We start from the raw sequence: 15904 nt of genomic DNA, 5'->3' as shown, positions 1-15904 counted from the left end.
CTATAATATTAATTATAGGTCACTTGTTTATTATATTGCAAATGTGAAGATACTTTTTTTCACAGTAGCATTATTTTTACCCCTAATTACATTTTTATATGGATACAGTGCATAAAACAAAGCATCATATGGGTCTTGGTACATATTTTTGTCTGGAATGTTAGTTTTTGTTTCATCATAACGTAATTCTTCTAAACATTGAGTAGTTTTTGGTAAATCATCTTTATTTGCATAAAAGTTTCCATAACTCATAATATTTCTCATTCAAACTACTCTATTAGTTAATCCTGCTTCTTGATTTAAATTTGAAGCATGTTTAATAGCAGTTTGTGTTATTAAAATAATATTATGTTCATCTATTAATTTTTGATTTAATCAATCCATTGCTGTTCTTGCTTTATCATCATAAAAATAAATTGCTTGTTCAAAATTTTCAAAATTATCCATTAATCCTAAAATTTCATTAACATAAGCATTAATTTTTTCATTTTCATTAATAAAATCATTTGGAGTAACTACTAATTCACAAATAACATAAGCGTCATAATATCCAGTATTATTATATTCTTTAAAACCAATTATCATAAATACAGTATGGTCTTTTGGTCCCGTAGCTCAATCAATACCAACACTATAAAAATCAAATTTATACATATCTTTTTCTTGATTATAAAATTGTTTTAAATCATATTTTTTTCAATATTTTACTACTTTTTGAAATGGAAAAATTGTTGCATCACTATCTAAAAATTCAAAACCATAAAAAACAGTATTAAATTCATCAGGATTACTTTTTTTCATTTCTAATAATGTTCTTTTTTGAATATCTGGTAATTTATTTCAAAATGGTTGAATAGTAAATCTTAAAACAAATAAACCTAAACCACTAAACATATCTTGATTTTCATAATAAATTTTGCCAACTTTTTTAAGATTTTTAATTATTTCATCATTTAATGGTAAAAATGGCGTACAGTATTTTAAATAAAATGGATGATATTTATCATAAGGATTACATGTAAAAGTAATAAAGAAACTTTTATAAAAATAACGAGTAATTAATTTTCCAAAAGTAGGACTATATATATTTTTATCAATAAAAGTTCAACTTCATTCTTTAATAGGTTCATTTGATACTTTAATACGATTACTTCTAAACATAGAGTTTTGTAAACGTTCATATCGATATGTTAATTCTTTATCAGTTAATGTTTCTTTTTCTTCTGCCATAATAATTTCATCTGTTCTTGAACCTAAAAAACTTGAACCACCGGCTTCTTTTCCAAAAATTTTATTACCATTAGCATAACCAATAAAGTCAATTTGTTGATTATTAGGAAAAATAATACATCCACCATCCTTAGTTATTTTTCATTTAATACCATGTGGATTATTAGGTAATAAATTAAGATTATATGTATCTAATAAAACTTGACAAACATTCATTAAAGCGCCAATTGTAGTTTCACTATGAGTATTTTCATAGCGTCTTACTTCTTGAACACTACTATCACTAAAATTACAACATATAAATAAATCAAATGCTAAGCAGTTTCAAGTTTTTCTTGTTCCACGTGCTGTTGGTATAAAACGATAAAAACAATTAGTAGTAAAATATTCTGCTCATTCATCACCAACAAATGCTTTAAAAATATCTCAACTAAAACCATAATTATTATCACTAAAATTAAGATTATATTTTTTATTTAATTGTGCATAACTAGTGATAAAAGCCATATTTACTCCTTAATTAACATATATAAGTTAAAATTAAATTATTTAAAAAAGAAAGGAACATTAAAAATTTTTATATTACCATTCCCTAATCATTTTGATTGAGACAAACACTATTTTAATCAAGATGAATTAAATTTACAACAAACAGAAGAATTATTTGCAAAAATAGATGATTATTTATGAAGTATATGTGATAAATCTGAATATAAATCATATAGATTTAGAAAAAGAAAATTAAAAACAAAAAAAGGTTTATTAAATTATAAACGACGTATTTGTATACATTATAACCCAAAAACACAAAAAAAGGAATTTGTTTCATTGCTAGATAACTATCTTGGTGTTAAAAAGTATAGTAAATTAGCACCAGATGTTATTAAACAAATTTTAAAATATTTTGCTGATGATAAAAAATATCGTGATGTTTGTGATACTTTTATTGAAGATTTAATAAGTAATAGTACAGTTTGTAGAACATATCAAAAATTTGAATTACCAAAAGCAAATATCCCTAAAATACTATTGCAACCAAATCAAACTTTATATATATAGCTAACTAAAGTAATGTTTACTCATATCTTGAAAAACAAAATCAATCGCGTTTTTAATATTTGGTCAATAATTTGGTAATATTTTTCTTATATTATGTTTTATAGCAAATCAAAAATGTTCAATTGGATTTAAATTAGGAGAATATGGTGGAAGAAATAATAGTTTGCATCCAGCATTTTCAATTAATTGTTTTGTTGCTTTAGATTTATGAAACGTCGCATTATCTAAAACTATAATTTGTCCACACTTTAATACTGGAATTAGTATATTTTTAACATATGATTCAAAAATTTTACTATTGCAATGTCCTTCAAATGCTCATAGAGCTTTTAATTTACCTTTATTTAGTGCACCAATTATACTCATTCTCTTTATTTTATATGCAGGTTTATTATCAAATAATCTTTTACCTTTTTCAGACCAACCATATTTATAAAATTCATTATCATCAATTCCAGATTCATCAATATATACCAAATCTTCATTCATTATTTTCGCTATTTCTTTTAAAAAATCTTCTTGTTTATTTTTATCTCTTTGTTCATATAGAAAAGTTTTTTTTATATGTATAATTTAGTTTTTTGAAATAGTTATAAACTGTTTCTTTTGTCATATCACCAAATTTTTCAATTACTTTTTGAACTGTAACATCTTTATTTTCTGCTAAATAATTTTTTAATTCATCTAAATCCTTTATTTTGTGGCTATGTCCTTTTTGATAATTCAAAATTGGTTTTATATTTCCGGTTTTTTGCTTTCTTTTTCTTCATAAAAATAAAGTCTTTCTAGTGATATTGAACACTTTACAAATTTCTTTAATTTTCATGTTTTTACTTTCATAAACTTCTATTACTTTTCTTCGTAAGTCCTCACTGTATGGTTTTGGCATAATTTAATCTTCCTAATCTATTTTAATTATTGCTGAATTATACTTGTAAGTGCAAGAATTGTTTAAATTACATATTATTATTTTACATTATTTATGAGTAAACATTACTTTCGTTAGCTATAAATATTGATGATGGACATAGAAAATTTAAGTTTAATGAAAAACACAATACTAAAAATTGTAAAAAATGTTCTATGAGATTATTAGTATTTTGTACTGGTAAAAAGAAAAATGGAAAATTAATTAATAAAAGAGCAGTTTGTAAAATAAGAGTATCAAAAACAGAAATTGGCGCAGAAAAAACAGCTAAATTTATTCAAAAATATGGTCATTTATATTTTGAAAACTTTGACCAAGCAAATTTAATAGTTTGTGGCGATAGTGCAAAATGAATTAGAAAAACTGCTATAATTTTAAATGCTAAATTTATTTTAGATAAATTCCATGCTTTTCATGTTTTATTTCTTGGGATAATGGCAGGAAGAAAAAAAGATAAAATTGCTAATTTACACTATCAAAATGCAATAAATTTATTTGCAAAAGGTCAATATTATGAATTAATTGAATTTTTACAGTTATTAACTTTAAAATATAAAAAATTAAAAGTTGGTTATTTTATTAATGCCAAAGATGGTGTATTAAACCAAGCATTAGTTGAAAATATTGGTTGCTTTACTGAAACTAATATTAAACAAATTTTAAAGCATATGATTGGTGATAGAACTTATAACATTGATATGTATACAAAAATGGTTAATTTTAAATGCTATCAAATAAACACAGCAGTACAATTATTATAAAATAAAAATCCCTAATTAAGGGATTTGCCTAAGAGACCACGTACTTTACATACGCTTAGTAATCATAACGGTATACGGTTTATCTTAAAGGACTTTATTACATTATAACATATTAAAAACTTATTAAAGTAAACTTTAATAAGAATTTTTGACTTATAAAAGTAAGTATTATTGTGTCAATATCGAGTAAAAATTTCCCAAAATCATTAATTAAAATTAAATTTTATCAATATCACTATTTTTCTACAAAATTAAAAAAAATGTTAAAATCAATATATAATTTTAGATATATTTTTATTAATTCTTATTTTGAAAGAGGTATTAAAATGAAATATTTTAATCCAAGTTATTTATTTAAATTATGAATATTAAGTATTCCTTTATTTCATAATGAAAAACAAAAAGTACAATCTATGCCAATAAAATCATTAACTAACTCAATAACTTTACAAGAATCATTAACTAATTTACAACAACTACCAATTAATTTAAAACAACCTGAAATTTTTAATCATAAACATCGTCATAAAAAGTATAATAAAAAAAGACATGTTAATGGTGGTTTAGAAAATTTAGAATTTTTTAATGGTACATGTACAAATGGAGGAACTACTTTTGTAAAATTAATTAAAGAAGACTTTTACTGTGGTGTTGAAGAACCTTGAAATAATAATAAAGGAGTTGCCATTTTGCCCTATGTTTTAAAAGATAATGAATATCATTATTTATTAAATAAAGAATACAATCCATTATTTAAAAATAAGCAAATAGGTGAATATAGCACTATAACTGGTGGAGTTGAAAATAAGACTCATTATCAAACAGTTATTGATGAAATGTGAGAAGAAACTGGCATTAATGTTACTAACAAAAAAGACAAAATTTACTATTTAGGAAAACATTATGCAAACAAAATCAGCACCAAAGAATGATATTTATATGGAATTGATTTGACAAATACGAATTTAGATTTGAATGCAACTTATAAGGGAAGTGGTGATGGTTCTATTGCAGAAGAAAAAAGTTTTGCTAAATTTATTAATAAAACTATTTTAGATATGTGTAATGATGTCTTAAGTTTAGCAATTTATGGAAAATTAAATCTAAATAACAAAATGGAATCAAATTTAAATATTTCAGAAATAAATTCAACAGATTTACAAGTTCAATCTTCAACAAGCGGATATAAACCAAGCTTGCCACAAATTTAAAAACGAGATATTACAATTGTAATATCTTTATATATTTAAAATTAATTTTAAGACACCAAATTTGCTCATATACAAATGATTTAAAAATTTATATGATTTAGTATTCAAAAAATAAAATCTCTTATAGAATTCTATTTTTTGCCTAATTTTAATTATGTATTATTAATAACCATATCTTCAAGGATGGTCTTTATTTGGTATATAAACTTTTTTAGTTTTTATCAAATCTTCTTTGATAATTGGCTTTAGTGGTATTTCTTTTAGTTGATATATTTGATTATTATAACTAAGATATAACTCATTAATAAACGATTTAAGTACAATTACGTCAGTTCTGGGTTGTATATATTGAACTTTATTATTTTTATAAGAAAAATACTTTTTACCATAGTATGTTATAGTTGAACCACTATCTGTTTTTCTTTTAGAAAATCTTGAAAGATAAATATTTATTTCTTCTTGTATAGGAGCTTTAATCATAGCAGATTTATTATCATCAATAGGAAAACCGAATTGTTTATTAAAAATACTTATGTATATTTTAAGAAATTGATTAGCTTCTTTTAAATTTTTAATTTTATTAAGTCTAAGTTCACTAATTAATCGACTTTGAAGCGTTCCAAATAAGCGTTCGATTCTACCTTTAGCTTGTGGAATTGAAGTTCTAATTATTTCAACACCTAAATCATTACAGCACTTTTGAAATTGAGTATAAGTATCATTTTCTGTATTTATATTTCCTGCATCAATTTTTTTCTTATATCCAAAAACTGTTCTGTTATCAGTATAAAATGTTTTTGGTATGCCATATTTAGTTAAAATTTGATAAAAAACATTATAATAACCATCTAATGTTTCTTGATGATCAAATCATAGTCCAACAATATTTCCTGTAGCATCATCAATTGCAGCATGTAAAAATGCTTTTGGTTTATCATTACCAAATCAATGATGATTACTTGCATCCATTTGAATTAATTCACCAAAATTTGTTCTACGATTTCTAGTTGGATGTAAGTTATTTTTTTTATTTTTATGTCTTTTTGGTGAAATAATTTTTTCTTTGATTAATATAGTATAAAGTGTGCTATATGAAATTTTAATTTTTTCTTCACTAATTATTTTTTCATGAAAATGTTGAAAATTAAAATTATAATATTTTGTTTTATATAAGTTTATAATTTTATTTTTGATTTCAATTTTTGTTACTTTATTAGAAATTTTATTTCTAGATTTATGAATAAAACCAACTTTACCTTCTCTATTGAAAATTTTAATTAATTGGTTAATTCTTCTAATAGTTAGGTTAAGTTTATTCTTGGCCTGATGTTTAGATAATTTATTAATAATAATGTCATTTATAATTTTATATTTATATTTTTCTTTCATAGTCATGCTTCTTTCCATATTTATCACCAAGTATATTTAACCTCACTTTTTGGGAAATTTTCACTCGATAACTAATAGGAAATTATCACTAAATAATGACAAAGTAAGTATTATTGTTGACTAATATTTTTCAAGTGTTAAGATTAACATACAATTGCATATTGAATTCAAAATTATTCTCGTCTAACTTTATAATTTTAAGACAAATTTGAATATTATTGACAACATCGGTACGCTCCCAAAAAATTAGTTAAAAAGATTCGTATTAAGAATCATCGAAAAGAAAAAACTAGTTTTTGTATAATTGATTCGCAAAGTGTTAAAAATACAGATACTACTGAAAATAAAGGTTATGATGCTGGTAAAAAGATTTCAGGAATAAAACGTCATATTGCAGTTGATACGCAAGGTTTACCACATGCAATTTACATAACTACAGCAGAAAAAACAGATCGTAATAGTGCTATCATAATGATTAAAAGTGAAAAAGAAAATCTTTCTACAGTTCAAAAAATAATAGTAGATGCTGGCTATACTGGTGAAAAATTTGCTTCTGCAATCAAAACAATCATAAATGCAAATGTTGAAGTTGTAAAACGTAATGAATTACATTCTTTTGTAGTACTACCAAAAAGATGAGTTGTAGAACGAAGCTTTGCATGATTAGAAAAATGCAGAAGATTATGAAAAAATTGTGAAAGAAAACTAAATACTAGTTTACAAATGGTTGTTCTTTCCTTTATTTCAATTTTATTAAAAAGATTCTAAACAGGTTCTTAAAGCATTGTTTTTTGCAACTTAGGGGTGACCCTTTCACATATTCAAAAATTTGTAAAATACACTTAATAAATATTTATTTTTTATTATGTATATGTATAATTAAGATTAAATATCAATATCATATTTCATGTTATTTGAAAGGAAAATTAAATTGAGTCAAAATGAAGTATTTAGTTGAATAGGTGTTATTTCTGGTTCTAGCTTACTTATTTCTTTTATATTACTTTTAATGTTTTTATTAATAAAATTTTTATTAAATTATAAACAAAAAAACAAAGTTAAAAGAATACTTTCTTCAAATGATTTTAGTCAAATCATAGGAACGAAAAAAGAATTAAAAATAAAACTAAGAAAATATTTTAAAGAAATATTTATTAGAGATGTTGATATAAATTTATTTAAAAAATTTCTAAAATCAGAAAGTGGAGTTAATAAAAAACCAACAAAAATTGCCTGAAATTTTTTTATAATTTTGACAAGTTCAATATTAGTAAATAAATCCGAAGGAAGAGTTTCTGAAGCAATTAAAAGTATTAAAAATACTTTTGATGAAAGTAAACAAATATTATTAACTTCCGATAACAATAACTTAGTAACAGATGTAATTTTAAAAATTATGAATTTAAAAATCAGACCAATCTTAATTGCTAGTAGATCACTAACAAAAATAGACACTAATGGTAATTTCATCATTAATGATGAAAATTTAAGCAAAAAAGAAATCGAAGATTTTTGAAAACAAATTGATAAAGTTAGAAAAGATTTAATAGAAAACAAATATTTATATTTTATTTCAATACTTTCACTTTCAACTGCAACTAATGAACAACTCAAAAAATTATTAAACTACACAAATCAGTATAAAATACATAAAAAAGAAGCATTATAACAATAATTTTTTTAAAAAATTCTTATATTATGTTGCTTTTTAATAGATTTTTTAAATTATATATGTATATAATTAAAATGGAATATTATTATTAATATCATAATAATTTTCAACAAATATTAATAAGAATCTAAAATAAAATTAATAACTAACAGAAAACAAGTAACTATTTAATTAAAAAATTATAATACTAAATCTTTTTATTTTTTTAAACTAATACCCCAAATTATAAATATAAAAGTTATGTATTTTTTATACTATTATGTTTAACATTTTATGGATAAAACTAAGGAAAAGCAAATTGACTACAACTAAAATATTTAATTGAATAGCTTATATTTCAAGTATCGCTTTACTTATTTTTTTCATATTACTTTTAATGTTTTTACTAATAAAATTTTTATTAAATTATAAACAAAAAAACAAAGTTAAAAGAATACTTTCTTCAAATGATTTTAGTCAAATCATAGGAACGAAAAAAGAATTAAAAATAAAACTAAGAAAATATTTTAAAGAAATATTTATTAGAGATGTTGATATAAATTTATTTAAAAAATTTCTAAAATCAGAAAGTGGAGTTAATAAAAAACCAACAAAAATTGCCTGAAATTTTTTTATAATTTTGACAAGTTCAATATTAGTAAATAAATCCGAAGGAAGAGTTTCTGAAGCAATTAAAAGTATTAAAAATACTTTTGATGAAAGTAAACAAATATTATTAACTTCCGATAACAATAACTTAGTAACAGATGTAATTTTTAAAATTATTAATTTAAAAATCAGACCAATCTTAATTGCTAGTAGATCACTAACAAAAATAGACACTAATGGTAATTTCATCATTAATGATGAAAATTTAAGCAAAAAAGAAATCGAAGATTTTTGAAAACAAATTGATAAAGTTAGAAAAGATTTAATAGAAAACAAATACTTATATTTTATTTCAATACTTTCACTTTCAACTGCAACTAATGAACAAATCAAAAAATTATTAAACTACACAGATTAAAATATTAAATGTTTAAATAAAATATAAGTAAAAAACAAATTTAAATTTTTAAAACAATATCTTTAAAATTACCTATTAAGACTTATGTTTTATAATCAAAAAAATTATAAAACATAATTTTTAATAATGTTAAAAAAAAGGAGTTAAACAGTGAGAAAAATTTTTATTTCATATCATCATCTAAGAGAACAAGAAGAAAAAAACCAATTAGCAGAGTTAATTAAAAAGTATGCTAATTATTTAAATATAAAAGACATGTCTGTAGAAATAGGGGATATTGATACCACATGATCAAATAATAAAATCGCTAAAACTATTAGAGAAAATCATTTAAAAGATACAACTATTACTATTCTTATTCTAGGAATACATACAAAATGTAGACAACATATTGACTGAGAAATTGAAGCTTCATTAAATAAATATGGAAGTTTAAATAGAAGAAAGAAGATAAATAGTTTTATAATACTTTTAACTGCTGATTTTATTAAAAAAGCAAAAACAAATTGTAATTTTAATAACACTTGTGATTATTCTTCTTTAATCACCCAAGAAAATGCTGGTCAAAGAATATATGAAACCGTAATAAATAAACATGCAATTATTGCTACTTATGATGAAATCTTTTCAGATATAATAATTCTTAAAAATTTACTTGATAAAGTTCAATCTAATCATAAAAAAGAAGAAATGTTTTATCAAAATGTTATCAGCCCTAGTTTTTTAAAACCAACTGTTTTAAAAGATAATACTAAAGATACTGTTTTTAATGAAAAAAAAGAAATAGATAATGCAATATTATCTTCAAATAAAGATAATGGTTTTAAAGAAGAAGATAGTGATATTGAAATACTTTCTGAATCAGACGAAGAAATAGATAATGCAAAATTAACTTCAAGTCAAGATAGTGGTTTTAACGAAGATGATGATAGTGATAGTGTAGTAGCTTCTAAATCAGAGGAAAAAATAGATAATGCAAAATTAACTTCAAATAAAGATAATGATTTTAACAAAGATGATGATAGTAATATTGTAGTAGCTTCTAAATCAGAGGAAAAAATAAATAATGTAATATTAACTTCAAGTCAAGATAGTGAAATTAACAATCAATTACTACAAGAAATTACAATGGACTTTACTAAAGATGATAATAAAAGTAATCTTTTAAGAAAATTATCTTTAAAACATAATAGTAAAGATAGTGGAATTGGTAGTGAACGACAAGAAATAAGTATACTGAAAGACGAAAATTTTAAAAGAATACATCTCCATAAAAAAGATAATTCAGAAGAATGTGAAGCAAAAGAAAAATCTGAAAAAACAATGCAAGAGTTTAATAAAAAAACAAAAAAATTTATAAATTCTGGTAAAATTAATTATACACAAGAATGTCCAGAAATATATTTATCGTATCTTTAAAACATACAACGGTAATGTTTAGTAATCTGTGTAACTTACAAAAATAACTATGTTTAATTAGTTCTAGTAAATATAATTAATTTTCTAGAAAGAGTGAGTTACAGATGGCTAAAAAGCAAAATATTAATAACAATGATCCAATATCACAAGCAGTAGATTTATTATTAGAAAATACTGAAGATTTAACAACAGTTTTTAAAGAGGGAGGATTATATAAAGAATTAACAAAAAGATTAGTAGAAAAAATGTTGAATTCTGAGATGCAAAATTATTTAGGATATGATAAGAATCAACATAGTAATAGTGACAATGCTCGTAATGGTATAAGTTCAAAAAAATTAATAACCCAACAAGGTAAAATTGAAATTGATGTACCAAGAGATCGTAATAGTAATTTTAATCCTGTAATAGTTGCAAAAAGACAAAGAAGATTTGATGGTTTTGATCAACAAGTTCTTTCTTTATATGCAAAAGGTATGACATTATCAGATATTAGAATGCAATTACAAGAGTTATATCATGGTGCTGATATTAGTGAAAGTGTTATTAGTCAAATTACTGATGATGTTATTGATGACGTCAAAGCATGGCAAAATCGACCATTAGATAGTGTTTATCCGATTGTTTATTTTGATTGTATAGTAGTTAAAATACGACAAGATAAACGGATTATTAATAAATCAGTTTATATAGCTTTAGGAGTTGATTTAGAAGGTAAAAAAGATGTTTTAGGTTTATGAATTAGTGAAAATGAAGGTTCTAAATTTTGATTAGCCAATTTCACAGAAATGAAAAATCGTGGCTTAAATGATATTCTGATTGCTTGTAGTGATAATTTAACAGGCATGTCAGAAGCAATACAATCAGTTTATCCTAAAACCGAACATCAATTATGCATCGTTCATCAAATTAGAAATAGTTTGAAATATGTCTCATATAAGCATAGAAAATCTCTAGTTGCAGATTTAAAACCAATTTATACTGCATGTAGTGAAGAACAAGCAATGCAAGCTTTAGAATCATTTGAAAATAAATGAACTAAACAATATCCACAAATTGCTAAATCTTGATATAAAAATTGAGATAATTTAATGGTTTTTATTAGTTATCCTGCAGAAATAAAAAGGGTAATTTATACCACAAATGCTATTGAATCTGTTAATAGTCAATTACGAAAAGTCATCAGAAATAAAAAAGTTTTTCCTAACGATATGTCAGTTTTTAAAATATTTTATTTAGCAATTGACAATATAACAAAAAAATGAACAATGCCCATTCAAAATTGAAATACAGCAATTGCTCATTTTATGATAAAATTTGAAGACAGAATTAATCTGAATTAGTAACTTTGTAAAACAAAGAAACACAGATTATTAAAAAGCCTCCATACAACTAGTAAAATTAAATTAAAATAAAAAGTGAGAATTTTATTCTCACTTTTTATTTTAATTTAATTTAGTATTCTTCTTCAAGTGAAGAATTACCCATACCTATTAACTTCTCAGTTGGCATTAAACCAGTACCGGCCGGTATCAAGTTTCCTAAAATAACATTTTCCTTTAAACCACGTAAATTATCTTGTTTTGACTTAATAACAGCATTAGTTAATACTCTTGTTGTATCTTGGAAAGAAGCAGCAGCCAAGAATGATTCTGATTCTAATGGTGCTTTTTTAATCCCTAAAATAATTGGATGACCAAAAGCAGGTTTTTTACCAGCAACAATAATTTTGGCATTAACATTCTTAAATTCTTTGATATCAACAATCGCTCCAGGCAATAATGGTGAATCATTACCTTCAACTACAAAAATACGATTCAACATTTGTTTTACAATAATTTCAATATACTTATCAGAAATTTCAATTCCTTGTAAACGATAAACACGTTGTACTTCTTTTAAAATATATTGTTGAACTTCAATGATTCCTGCTACTTCTAGTAATTGTGTAATATTAATTGCACCTTCAGTTAGTTTTTGGCCAATCTTAACATTATCACCAATTTTAATTCTTACCTGCGCATTATATTGAGTTTTGTATTCTTTATAGTCAAGTTTTGACTTTACAGTAATTGTATAAATTCCTTGCTCTTCACGAATATCTGTTACTTTACCATCAAATTCACTAATAATAGCAACAGCACCTTTGGGATTAGTAATATCTAATAATTCTTTAATTCTTGGTAATCCTTGGGTAATATCACTACCACCAGCAACTCCTCCAGTATGGAAAGTTCTCATCGTTAGTTGAGTTCCTGGTTCACCAATTGATTGCGCCGCAATAATTCCAACTGCTTCGCCAATAGCAACAATAGAACCTGTTGTTAAATTAATACCATAACATTTTTGACAAACACCATAACTTGCTTCACAAGTTAAAACTGAACGAATATTTATTTTTGTAATTTTTGCCTCTAATATTGTTTCTACTAATTTTTCAGTAATTAATTCATTATTTGCAACAATTACATTATTTTTACTATCAACAACATCACCTTGAACAAAACGTCCAAATAAACGGTCACGTAACGGCACAATAATATTATTACGTTTTTGGTCAACAACGTCACTAATTATAAAGCCATTACCGGTATTACAATCTTCTTCAGTAACAATAATATCTTGTGAAACGTCAACTAGTCTTCTTGTTAAATAACCTGAGTCAGAAGTTTTAAGCGCCATATCTGCCATTCCTTTACGAGCACCATGGGTAGAAATAAAGAACTCTGAAACATTTAATCCTTCACGGAATGAAGATTTAATTGGTAATTCAATAACTTCTCCTTTTGGATTATTCATTAAACCACGCATCCCTACTAATTGAGTAAAGTTACTAATATTAGTTCTAGCACCTGAATCTCACATCATAAAGATTGGATTTTCAATATCTTTTCTTAAAACTGTTTCTAGTTCAACTTGAATATTGTTTTTAATACCACTTCATTTATTAATAATATGGTAATGACGCTCACGATTAGTTAACATACCTTGTTTATAAAACTTGTTAATTGTTTTAACATATTCATCTGCTTCTTTAAATAATCTTGTTTTACCTGAATAAGATACAACATCGCCTGCAGAAATTGTTGTTCCTGAAATTGTTGAAAATTTAAAACCAAGATTTTTCATTTTATCTAACATTTGTGCAGTTAATTGAGTTCCAAAAGTTTTAAAATATTTATGAATAATATCTGCTAAAGCTTTTTTCTTAAATGGTTCAACAATAACTCTTTTTTTAATAAATTCACGAAAATCAACATCAGTTGCAACTAAATCTTCATTATGAGTTTCAGTTAAATTAATAATATTTGGGCGATTAATAAATGGCATTCTTTCTGAAAACATTTGATTAAAAATAATCTTACCAATAGTAGTAATTAAAAATTTATTTTGATCGGTAGCAGCAAATTTACTTGCACCTAAACTAGCAACACGAATTCCAATAATAGCATGTAATGAAACCTGTTTTGTATCATAAGCTTTAATTGCTTCATTAACATCTTTAAAAATTGAACCTTGACCTAATTCATCTAATTTTTCAATAGTTAAATAATAATTACCAAGAACCATATCTTGAGTTGGCGTAACAATTGGTTTACCATCTTTAGGACTTAAAATATTTTTTGAACCTAACATTAAACTTCTTGCTTCAGCTACTGCTTCTTGAGTAATTGGCACGTGAACAGCCATTTGGTCACCATCAAAGTCAGCATTAAAAGCAGGAGTTACTAGTGGGTGTAAACGAATAGCTTTCCCTTTAACTAGAATTGGTTCAAATGCTTGAATTCCTAAACGGTGTAAAGTTGGAGCACGGTTTAATAAGACAGGACGATCTTTAATTACTTCTTCTAAAACATCTCAAATTCGTTCATCTTGAATTTCAATTAATTTTTCAGCAATTTTAATATTTAAAGCTAATTCTTGATGAACTAATCTTTGCACAACAAAAGGTTTGAACAAAATAATTGCCATATCACGAGGAATACCACATTGATACATTTTTAATTCCGGACCAACAGCAATAACACTTCGACCTGAATAATCAACACGCTTACCTAATAAGTTTTGACGGAAACGTCCTTGTTTTCCTTTTAATGTTGAAGTTAAAGATTTTAATGGACGTTTATCTCTTCCTGTTACTGGACGTGCTTTACGTTCATTATCAAATAAAGCATCAACTGATTCTTGCAACATTCTTTTTTCATTATTAATAATTAAGATTGGTGCTCCCATTTGTTTTACTTTTTTTAAGCGTTCATTACGAATAATAATTCTTCGATATAAATCATTAATTTCTGATGTTGTAAAACGACCACCATCTAACTGAATAATTGGACGAATATCAGGTGGAATCACCGGAATAGCGTGTAATACCATTCATTCTGGTTTATTTCCTGATTTAGCAAATGAATCAATAACATCTAAACGACGTTCTAGTTTTCTACGATCAGTTTGTGATTTCTTGTTTGTCAATTGTTTTTTAATGGCAAGAAATTCTTTTTCTAAATTAATATTTTTTAATAAATACTCAATAGCTGAAGCACCAATTCCAAATTTTGTTCCAGTATGTTTAGTAATAAATTGAGCACATTCATCCATTGAAAATGGACGTGAAGTATCTGCTAAAGTATCAGTTAACATTTGAGCACGAGTATAAGCAAAAGAAGAAGGTTCTAATTGTTCTAAAATTTGTGCAAATACTTTACGTAAACGATTACGAGTATCAGTTGAAGATTTAGCATTACCTAAATCCATAATCATTTTTTGTTTTAAACCTTTAGCAGTCCCTGGATCTAAAACAATATAAGAAACAAAATATGCTACTTCTTCTAAGTCTTTAGCTTTCATATCTAATGCTAACGCAATTCTTGAAGGAGAAGCCTTTAACATTCAAATATGAGTTACTGGCTCTTCTAACTCAATGTGTCCTAAACGTTCACGTCGAACAATTGCTTCAGTAATTTCTACTAAACAACGTTCACAAACTTTACCTTTATTTTTTATTTTCTTATATTTACCACAAATACATTCATAATTTTTAGTTGGTCCAAATATTCGTGCATCAAATAATCCATCTTTTTCAGGTTTTAATGACTTATAATTAATTGTTTCTGGCTTTGTAATTTCTCCATGTGATCATGAGCGAATTTGATCGGGAGAAGCAAGAGAAATTTTAATGGCAGTATAATGTTTTGAATTTTTTTGCATTTGCATATATTTATTACTCCT

12 protein-coding genes and 1 pseudogene are annotated in these 15904 nt (G+C 24.4%); 8 read left to right on the top strand and 5 right to left on the bottom strand.

Going from position 1 to position 15904, the window contains the following annotated elements; translation table 4 throughout:
* Positions 1 to 30: 30 nt before the first annotated feature.
* Entirely contained in the window at positions 31 to 1737 is a 1707-nt protein-coding gene (locus AACL11_RS05945) for a hypothetical protein (RefSeq protein WP_338986704.1), read from the bottom strand.
* Here AACL11_RS05945 and AACL11_RS05940 point away from each other — a divergent pair.
* Complete coding sequence (locus AACL11_RS05940) at positions 1711 to 2289, top strand: hypothetical protein (protein ID WP_338986701.1); 579 nt, start codon at positions 1711 to 1713, stop codon at positions 2287 to 2289. The two genes, AACL11_RS05945 and AACL11_RS05940, sit on opposite strands and share 27 nt — an antisense overlap.
* Here the strand turns inward: AACL11_RS05940 and AACL11_RS05935 are convergent, their stop codons facing one another.
* Together AACL11_RS05935 and AACL11_RS05930 are read right to left on the bottom strand one after the other, a co-directional pair.
* Positions 2290 to 2790, bottom strand: a complete 501-nt coding sequence (locus tag AACL11_RS05935; protein ID WP_338988468.1) for an IS630 family transposase — start codon at positions 2788 to 2790, stop codon at positions 2290 to 2292.
* Between the two features lie 28 nt (positions 2791 to 2818).
* A complete protein-coding gene (locus AACL11_RS05930; protein ID WP_338973555.1) occupies positions 2819 to 3178 on the bottom strand; it encodes a helix-turn-helix domain-containing protein in 360 nt (119 codons plus the stop codon).
* 194 nt (positions 3179 to 3372) lie between these two features.
* Between AACL11_RS05930 and AACL11_RS05925 the strand changes: the two genes are divergently transcribed.
* Both AACL11_RS05925 and AACL11_RS05920 read left to right on the top strand, forming a co-directional pair.
* Positions 3373 to 3978, top strand: coding sequence for a hypothetical protein (locus AACL11_RS05925; protein WP_338986699.1), 606 nt, complete (start codon positions 3373 to 3375; stop codon positions 3976 to 3978).
* Positions 3979 to 4304: 326 nt separating this feature from the next.
* Complete coding sequence (locus AACL11_RS05920) at positions 4305 to 5189, top strand: hypothetical protein (RefSeq protein ID WP_338986545.1); 885 nt, start codon at positions 4305 to 4307, stop codon at positions 5187 to 5189.
* A 162-nt stretch (positions 5190 to 5351) separates the two neighbouring features.
* Here the strand turns inward: AACL11_RS05920 and AACL11_RS05915 are convergent, their stop codons facing one another.
* On the bottom strand, positions 5352 to 6596 hold the full coding sequence (locus AACL11_RS05915; protein WP_252319108.1) for an ISNCY family transposase: 1245 nt from the start codon (positions 6594 to 6596) through the stop codon (positions 5352 to 5354).
* 222 nt (positions 6597 to 6818) lie between these two features.
* Between AACL11_RS05915 and AACL11_RS05910 the strand changes: the two are divergent.
* The 5 genes and pseudogenes from AACL11_RS05910 to AACL11_RS05890 all read left to right on the top strand — a co-directional run.
* Positions 6819 to 7346 (top strand): annotated as a pseudogene (locus AACL11_RS05910) (IS5 family transposase); the annotation flags it as partial.
* A 163-nt stretch (positions 7347 to 7509) separates the two neighbouring features.
* On the top strand, positions 7510 to 8247 hold the full coding sequence (locus AACL11_RS05905) for a hypothetical protein (RefSeq protein ID WP_338986695.1): 738 nt from the start codon (positions 7510 to 7512) through the stop codon (positions 8245 to 8247).
* Between the two features lie 379 nt (positions 8248 to 8626).
* Complete coding sequence (locus AACL11_RS05900) at positions 8627 to 9256, top strand: hypothetical protein (protein WP_338986693.1); 630 nt, start codon at positions 8627 to 8629, stop codon at positions 9254 to 9256.
* A 150-nt stretch (positions 9257 to 9406) separates the two neighbouring features.
* Entirely contained in the window at positions 9407 to 10675 is a 1269-nt protein-coding gene (locus tag AACL11_RS05895; RefSeq protein WP_338986691.1) for a TIR domain-containing protein, read from the top strand.
* 104 nt (positions 10676 to 10779) lie between these two features.
* On the top strand, positions 10780 to 12018 hold the full coding sequence (locus AACL11_RS05890; RefSeq protein WP_338986689.1) for an IS256 family transposase: 1239 nt from the start codon (positions 10780 to 10782) through the stop codon (positions 12016 to 12018).
* Between the two features lie 112 nt (positions 12019 to 12130).
* On the opposite strand, the gene rpoC is transcribed toward AACL11_RS05890, so the two are convergent.
* Positions 12131 to 15883, bottom strand: a complete 3753-nt coding sequence (rpoC, locus tag AACL11_RS05885; protein WP_338988496.1) for a DNA-directed RNA polymerase subunit beta' — start codon at positions 15881 to 15883, stop codon at positions 12131 to 12133.
* Positions 15884 to 15904 lie beyond the last annotated feature (21 nt).

The sequence above is a fragment of the Spiroplasma endosymbiont of Dasysyrphus albostriatus genome, assembly GCF_964019495.1.
Taxonomy (GTDB): Bacteria; Bacillota_I; Bacilli_A; order Mycoplasmatales; family VBWQ01; genus Spiroplasma_E.
Note: the sequence above shows the minus strand (reverse complement) of the source record. Positions and strands in the feature narration are given on the sequence as shown.